The sequence below is a fragment of the Streptococcus sp. DD11 genome (genome assembly GCF_001578865.1).
In the GTDB taxonomy this organism is placed as follows: domain Bacteria; phylum Bacillota; class Bacilli; order Lactobacillales; family Streptococcaceae; genus Streptococcus; species Streptococcus panodentis.
In genome coordinates this window covers 1-7685 of the sequence record NZ_KQ969399.1, presented here as the reverse complement: position 1 = coordinate 7685, position 7685 = coordinate 1, and the positions used below count along the sequence as shown (strand labels likewise).

Here is a 7685-nt window from a genome sequence, read left to right as displayed (position 1 = left end):
ATCATCTTTTGCCATCGCCTGATCCAGCGCTTCATTGATTGCTTTCATAAATAACAGTTGTCTAGCCATTTGATCATCCTCCTTCTATCAATCAGTGAATACATCTTCAAGCAGGGATTCAGGACGGGGAATCGGACTGTCTTGGGCAAACTGAATCGCTGCTTCTACATCCTTTCGGGATTCCTCTAAGATAGCTTCCAGCTCTTCTTCAGACAAGAGTTCGTGCTCAATGACATAGTCTCGGAAGACATCCAGAGCGTCTACATCGGCCCAGTCTTTTTCTTCTCCTTCCAAGGCCTTGTATTTTTGCTCATCCCCTTCAAAGTGGCCGTGGTTCCGATAGGTCACCGCCTCAATCAGAGTCGGACCTTCCCCATTGCGGGCCCGTTCGATCGCTTCTTTGGCAACCTGATAAACAGCAAATAAATCCTTGCCGTTTACCCGGATACCGGGCATATTGTAAGCGGCAGCCCTTTCAGCAATCGTGCCCGAAGCAGAAGAATACCATTGGGGCGTTGATTCGGCAAAGAGGTTGTTTTCATTGACAAAGATAACAGGCAGTTTCCAGATGGAGGCCATATTGAGACACTCATGAAAATTTCCTTCATTGGCCGCACCGTCACCAAAGAAGCAGACGGCAACACTGTCTGTTTTCAGATATTTATTGCGCATAGCTGCCCCGGTTGCCAAGCCAAAGCCGCCGCCGACCATACCGTTGGCTCCGAGAATGCCCCTGTCCAAATCAGCGATGTGCATGGAGCCGCCTTTCCCTTTGCCAAGACCGGTTTCCTTGCCAAAAATCTCCGCCATCATCCCCTTTAGATCACCGCCCTTGGCGACACAGTGACCATGTCCGCGGTGGGTGCTGGTAATGTAGTCCTGGTCTGTCAGATTGGCACAGACCCCTGTCGCCACGGCTTCCTCGCCAGCATAGAGGTGGACAAAGCCGGGAATCTGTCCGGCCGCAAAGAAGCGCCGGGTATTTTCTTCGAAGTTGCGAATATCCCACATCGTTTTATACATGGTTTTGACTTTTTCCTTGGAAATCTGTTCCACCTCGATTTCGGTGGCATCATGAACCTTCAAATCAACCAGTTCGGATACTGCACCTTGGTTTCTCGTTTTCGATAATTGTTGTGGTAAATCTTTGTAATTCGGCATATTCTTACCTCCTGATCAGTCATGGTGGACGATTCTTTTGGCAACATCCTGCAGCAATTCCGATCTTGTCGGATGGGCAAACACCGCATCAGTCACTTGGTCTAAAGTGGCTTCAGCCTGCCTCAGCAAGATCAGCTCCTGCAGAAGATCGGTGCCCTGCGGACCGACGATGACAGCTCCCAAAAGCAGATGGTACTGCTTTTCCGAAATGAGCTTGACATAGCCTTCTGTTTCAGCTGCAGCAATGGCCCGACCGTTATAGGAAAAAGGCAGCTGCTGGACAAGGACATCATAGCCGGCCTGTTCTGCTTCTTCCTGACTGAGTCCAAAAGAAGCGATTTCAGGACTGGTATAGAGTGAGCGGGGGACACCTAGGGAATCGACCGGCTCCTCCGCCTGACGGCAAATCGCTCTTACAGCTTTGATCCCCTCTGCGCTGGCGACATGGGCCAGCATGTAGGATTCCAGCAAATCACCGACAGCATAGACATGTTCTTTTGATGTTTCATAATACTGGTCCACCTGAACAAAATTCCGCTCGGTCAAGGCCAGTCCCATACTTTTTGCCAGCTGCAGATTCGGCTTGCGGCCGGCAGCCAGCAGCAGCCTGTCAAAGGCAATCTGCCTGTCTTCAAGCACCACAGCATGAGCTGTCACTTCTTTTATCCGAGCTCCCTGATATATTTTTACCCCCATTTTCCTTAGTTTCTTTTGAATCACCTGCCGGGCTGCTGCTTCTTCTGTCAGGAGGATTTCCGGCGCAACCTCGATGACAGTGACCTCTACTCCCAGAGGAGCCATGGCAAAGGCCAGTTCGATAGCAATCACTCCGCCTCCGATGATGGCTAGTTTTTCCGGCAGAACCTGTACATCAAAGAAGCTATCTGTCGTCAAAAAGTCCACTTGCTCCAGACCGGCAATAGGCGGTATAAAAGGATGGCTGCCAGTCGCCAAAATGACATCTTTGGCAGTGATTTCCCTGCCTGCGACAGAAAAGACCCTGTCTTTGACGTATTGTGCTTCTCCTTCTATGTAGTCAATCCCTAAAGACTTAAATGTGGAATGAATCCCGGACTGCAGACTGGCAACAACCTGATTCTTTCGGTCGACCAGCCTGCCAAAATCAATCTTTTCCAGCCGGCTTTCGATACCATAACGGCTGGCTTCCTGCATGGACAGCAGCCAGTGGCTGTGCTGAAGGTAGGATTTTGAAGGGATGCAGCCGACATTCAGACAGGTCCCGCCTATCGATTGCTTTTCGACCACGGCCACTTTCTTGCCCAAACGGGCCGCTTCTTCAGCTGCCACATAGCCGCCTGGACCAGCACCGATAATTAAAATATCATAAACAAGCAAAACGAACCTCCTTTTATAAGATACGAGGGCGTATAGAAAACGAAGAAAAAATAGGGAATCCGACACAGAAGCAACAGCTTCAAGGAGGAGTCATCTTTTTTTCAAAGTTTTTAGCCCGAGTTCATATTTTGAATCCGCCCGGCTTCAAGTCGTAAAAGCCGGGGAATGTGCAGTTGCTGCAGAACTTCTTTTGCTTTCAAAAGCTCAGCTCCAATACTGAAATTCCAGCCGGTCTTTGTCTTTCAGCAGTCTGACTCGGACGGTCATCTGAGCCTGCTCTTTCTGTGCGACCAGATAGCGGGCCAGAGGCGTCTCCAGACAGCGCATGACGGTCCTTTGGATAGGGCGGGCGCCGAATTCCGGATGATAGCCCTCCTTGGCCAAAAAGCTATAGACTTCCTCATCCAGCCGGAGGTCAATCAGTTGATGCCTCAGCCGCTCCTGCAGCTGGCCGACCATCATCTTCACAATAGCAACCATGTCAGACAGCTGCAGAGGATTAAAGATAACCGTTTCGTCAATCCGGTTGAGAAATTCCGGACGGAAACTGTGCTGCAGCAAGTCTATGACCTCTTGCTTCCTTTCTGCTGTCAGACCCTGTGAGGTCTGCAGACTTTCCAGAATCTGCTGGGAACCGATATTGCTGGTCATGATTAAAATTGTATTTTTAAAATCAATGGTCCGGCCTTTAGAATCCGTCAGCCGGCCTTCATCTAAGACCTGCAGCAGCGTATTAAAAACATCTGGGTGGGCCTTTTCGATTTCGTCCAGCAGGACAATCGAATACAATCTTCGGCGTACTGCTTCCGTCAGCTGACCGCCCTCTTCAAAGCCGACATAGCCCGGAGGTGGTCCCACTAAGCGGGCGACAGCATGCTTTTCCATATATTCTGACATGTCCAAACGGACCATTTCCAGCTCATTTCCAAAAAGCAGTTCTGCCAAGGACTTGGCCAGAGCAGTCTTGCCGACACCGGTCGGACCCAAAAAGAGAAAAGAACCAATCGGGCGTTTGGGATTTTGAATCCCTGCTCTGGAGCGAAGAATCGCTTCGGATACCCTTTGAACAGCTGTATCCTGACCGACAATCTTCTGCCGCAGGAGCCTGTCCAGATTCAGCAGGTGCTCCCGCTCATTGTCCATAATGCCTTGGACCTTGATCCCGGTCATGCGCTCGACAATAGCGGCAATATCCTCGCGGCTGACGGCCGCTTCTCCTTGGTCTTCCTGTGCAGGCTGGATCTTTTTAACCGCACAGGCTTCATCGATTAGATCCAGTGCCTTATCCGGCAGATAGCGGTCAGACAGGTAGCGGATAGAGAGGCTAACGGCTGCCTGCAGAGCTTCATCGCTCAGGCTGACTCCGTGAAATGCCTGATAATGGTCACGCAGCCCTTGAAGAATGACTAAGGCTTCCTCCTGACTGGGCTCCTCAATATGGATGCGCTGAAATCGGCCTTCCAATGCCTGATCCAGCTCAAAACTTTCCCGATAGGCAGCGAAGGTGGTTGTCCCGATAATATGAATTTGCCCGCCGACCAAGAGCGGCTTCAGGAGATTGCCTGCGTCCAGCGAGCCTTCTGTCCGTCCGGCAGTGACAATCTGATCAATGTCCTCGATGTAGAGAATCACCCGGCCCTTAGCAGCGACCAGCTCGTCCAAAACAGCCTGAAAACGCTCTTCAAATTCACCCCGATACTTGGTTCCTGCAATCAGGCTGGCGAGATTGAGCTTGAAAACTTCCTTGCCCATCAGATTTTCCGGGACATCACCCTCAGCGAGCCTGCGGACAAAGCCTTCCATGACTCTAGCTTTTCCAACCCCCGGAAAGCCGATTAAAATAGCATTGCTCTTTTCCTTTCTGGAGAGGACCCGGATAATATCCTTGATTTCCTCCTTTCGCCCGATAACCTTGCGCTCCGGCTGCTCTGCCAGCCATTGGTTGAAGCTGCTGGCATACTTGCTCAAAGCCTGATAATGACTCTCCTGACCAGCTGCTATTGCTCTTTTGCCCTGCCTTACCTTGTTCAGCCTTTGGCAAACAAGGTCCCTGTCAACCCCAGCTTTCTGGAGAAAAACCGTGATAGGATTTCTCTGCTGGCGAAAAAGGCCGAGAATCAGGTGCTCAACCGTCACAATCTCGTCTCTGAGCTCCACTCTTTCCCGCTCTGCATCCTCCAGAAGATTCCTCAGCCGCTGGCTGTACTGGCGGCCAAAACGGCTGGGGTCTGTCTGTGAAAAAACAGGAATCTTTGCCACTTCTTGATTGATCAGGCTGATAAATTCGTTCATGTCAAAATCCAGGCTGCTGTAAAAGTCCAGCGCAAAACTCTGAGGCTGCGTCAGTACCGTCCAGACATGAGGAATATCAACCTGGTAATTGTGTTTTTGAATCGCTAAGTCTTTTGCCGCATCCAGTACTTCCTGCAAAAGACGAGTATAGTGTTTGGTCATATCCTTCCCTCGCTTTTCTAAGGCAAGAGACATTCATTGCATGAACATCACAGATAAGTACAAACAATCCCTTAGGAAACTAAAGCAGACTCCTATGATTTGTACCAACACTTTTATTGATAATCTTATATTTATTATACCATTTTCACAATCTGCAGACCAGTAAAAATGTAAGCGTTTTTAACTTTTTTAATCTAAATTTAATAAAAGATTGTGAAAAAAATAGCACTGACTTATCTGCTTCTGATAAGTCAGTGCTGCTTCATTTGCTATGTGGTGGTATAGTTTTGTGCATTCTTGTGCGGCTGTCAGCAGATTGGAAAGAGCAGGCGCGGTTCTGCTTGCTACATCGTCTGACTCTGCAATCCTTGACGTTCAGAAAGCCACTTCAGCCTCCATTGATAGAGAATCCCGCTGACCAGGAGACTGGCAATCAAGCCAATCCAATAAGCAAAGGGTCCCAGCTTGGTGAAATGGTCCAGCAAGAGACCGAGAGGCAGAGAGACACCCCAGTAGCCGATGAGACCCAGATAGAAAGGCAGCTGCGTGTCCTTATAGCCGCGCAGAATCCCTTGCAGAGGAGCCGCAAAGGTATCGGCCAGCTGGAAAAAGAGGCTATAGGTCAGAAAAATGGCAGTCAGCCGGATGAATTCAGGATCTGAGCCATAAAGGGCAGCTACTTTGTAACGGAAAAGATAGAGAAAAAGCAGGGTAAATCCGGCGATGACTAATGCAGTCAGCCGGCCCAGACGGCAGTATTTCCGCACATCTTCCCAGCGTTTCGCGCCAATCTCATAGGAGACGATAATAGCCATCGCTGTCGAAATGCTGACAGGAAAGGCATACATGAGGGTGGAGAAATTCATGGCCGACTGATGGCTGGCAATGATGAGAGACGAAAATTTGGCCATGACCAGTCCGACCGCTGAAAAAATCAGCACTTCCGCAAAAACAGTTCCGCCAATAGGCAGACCCAGACGAAGCCCTTCTTTCAGACCGGCTTTGTCAGGAAACTGTATTTGCCATAGTCGATAAGGTCTGACCTTGGGGTGCTTAACTGCCAGCAGCAGAGAGATCAAAAGCAGCACCCAATAGGCCAAAGAAGTCCCAAGTCCGGCCCCTGCTCCGCCCATTTCCGGCAGGCCAAAAGCCCCATAAATCAAGATATAGTTAAAGCCCGCGTTCAGCGGCAGCAGCAAGAGCATGAGGTACATGGATAGACGGGTTAGACCTAGAGCGTCAAGAAAAGAGCGAATGACACTAAAGAGCAAGAGCGGGATAATGCCCAGCGACAAATACCAAAGATAGTGTGTGGCTACTTCTTCGACCAGACTTTCCAATCCCAAATGTGCCAAGACAAAGGGAGCGCCTGCAAAGACCAGCAGAAAAAGACAGAGAGACAGCCCCAGCGACAGATAGATAAACTGATAAAAGTCCAAAGCAACCTTATCTTCACTCCCCTGTCCCAAATGGTGGCCAAGGATAGGAACCAGGGCGGACACAACACCAGTCAGAAAGGAGAAAAAAGGACTCCAAAGGCTGGTCGCCATAGAAACCCCGGCCAGATGCAGTGTGTCATACTGGCCGGTCATGGTCGTGTCGACAAAAGAAGCCGAATAATTGGCCAGCTGATAAATAAGGACAGGGATAAAAATGGAGAGAAAGAGCCGCAGCCGCTGCTGAAAATGATGGGTTTGGTACATAAAAAATCCTCAGCTTTTTCAAAAGAAAAACAATAAAATCAGACGGAAAGACTCCGTCGGATACTCTACCTTTACTATACTACAAGTCCAGCCTATAGTCAAAAATTATAAGAATTCGATTTTATGCTTCCCCTGAGCAAAGAATAACTTCCCTTTTTTCCTCCCAGATAAGTTTAGCCAGTCAAATAACCAGATCTTCGTTTATTTCTAAGAACCCCCAAAATGCCTGCTATGCCCAGCTCATACTCTTCAAACTTCGTTAGTGTCGCCTTGCCGTAATTTTGAGGAGTCTGCCCACCACCTTTATCTGCCACCTCAAGCAGTGCTTTGAACAACTGACACTTCCTTGCGGTCTTTTATTTTCAACCTCAAATAGTCTCTCGAACTATTTGAGCGGCTAGCTCCGACACCGTTTGTATTGAAGCGAACATTCCAATACAAACAATTACTGCAGGAGTTAGAGGAATTCTAGTTTGCTTTTTGATTTTTATTGAGGAGTATTAAAACCGATTAACCCGTATGGCTAAGCGCTGGTAGAAAAAGAGCCAGCAGTCGGCGAGAAAGTTAAGCCCCAGCACAATATAAAGACCACGAAGATTTTCCTTGGCATAGACCATACTGGCGTAAATTAGTTCCTGACCTCCTAAGTGATATTTTAACAAGTCCATCTCTGCTAAATAAATAAGCTTACTCCACAAAGTATTACCTAGATAAATTAAAAGAATATAGCTCGCTACTCTAATCAATGGATACCAGTAGGACGCCAAATAGTAATGAGCATGCTTCTGAAGATGCCAGCGTCTCAGCCATCCCCGTCTATCAAGCTGAGGTCCTGCAAGAATAAGAGTGAGGACGGGTGCTGTCTCTACAACATCTTTGAAGGGATAGAAGCGCCGTTTGAGAATAGGCTCAAAAGAATCAATACCTGGAATTCCGTAGCTTTTAATCACAAAACTATCCAAGAATTGATAACTGAAGATAATGAACAACATTAAAAACAAGATTAAAAAC

Annotated in this window: 6 protein-coding genes; all 6 read right to left on the bottom strand. The window is 48.5% G+C overall.

The window, feature by feature from the left end; translation table 11 throughout:
* Positions 1-87: 87 nt before the first annotated feature.
* Positions 88-1161, bottom strand: a complete 1074-nt coding sequence (locus STRDD11_RS12785) for a thiamine pyrophosphate-dependent dehydrogenase E1 component subunit alpha (protein WP_128837625.1) — start codon at positions 1159-1161, stop codon at positions 88-90.
* Between the two features lie 15 nt (positions 1162-1176).
* The gene (gene lpdA / locus STRDD11_RS12780) at positions 1177-2517 is read right to left on the bottom strand and encodes a dihydrolipoyl dehydrogenase (RefSeq protein ID WP_128837624.1); all 1341 of its coding nucleotides are present in this window, start codon (positions 2515-2517) and stop codon (positions 1177-1179) included.
* Between the two features lie 204 nt (positions 2518-2721).
* A complete protein-coding gene (locus STRDD11_RS12775) occupies positions 2722-4971 on the bottom strand; it encodes an ATP-dependent Clp protease ATP-binding subunit (RefSeq protein ID WP_128837623.1) in 2250 nt (749 codons plus the stop codon).
* A 344-nt stretch (positions 4972-5315) separates the two neighbouring features.
* The gene (locus tag STRDD11_RS12770) at positions 5316-6674 is read right to left on the bottom strand and encodes an MATE family efflux transporter (protein WP_128837622.1); all 1359 of its coding nucleotides are present in this window, start codon (positions 6672-6674) and stop codon (positions 5316-5318) included.
* 173 nt (positions 6675-6847) lie between these two features.
* The gene (locus tag STRDD11_RS13775; RefSeq protein ID WP_164828501.1) at positions 6848-7009 is read right to left on the bottom strand and encodes a hypothetical protein; all 162 of its coding nucleotides are present in this window, start codon (positions 7007-7009) and stop codon (positions 6848-6850) included.
* 165 nt (positions 7010-7174) lie between these two features.
* A partial coding sequence (locus STRDD11_RS12765; RefSeq protein ID WP_128837621.1) for a hypothetical protein occupies positions 7175-7685 on the bottom strand: 511 nt, incomplete at its 5' end.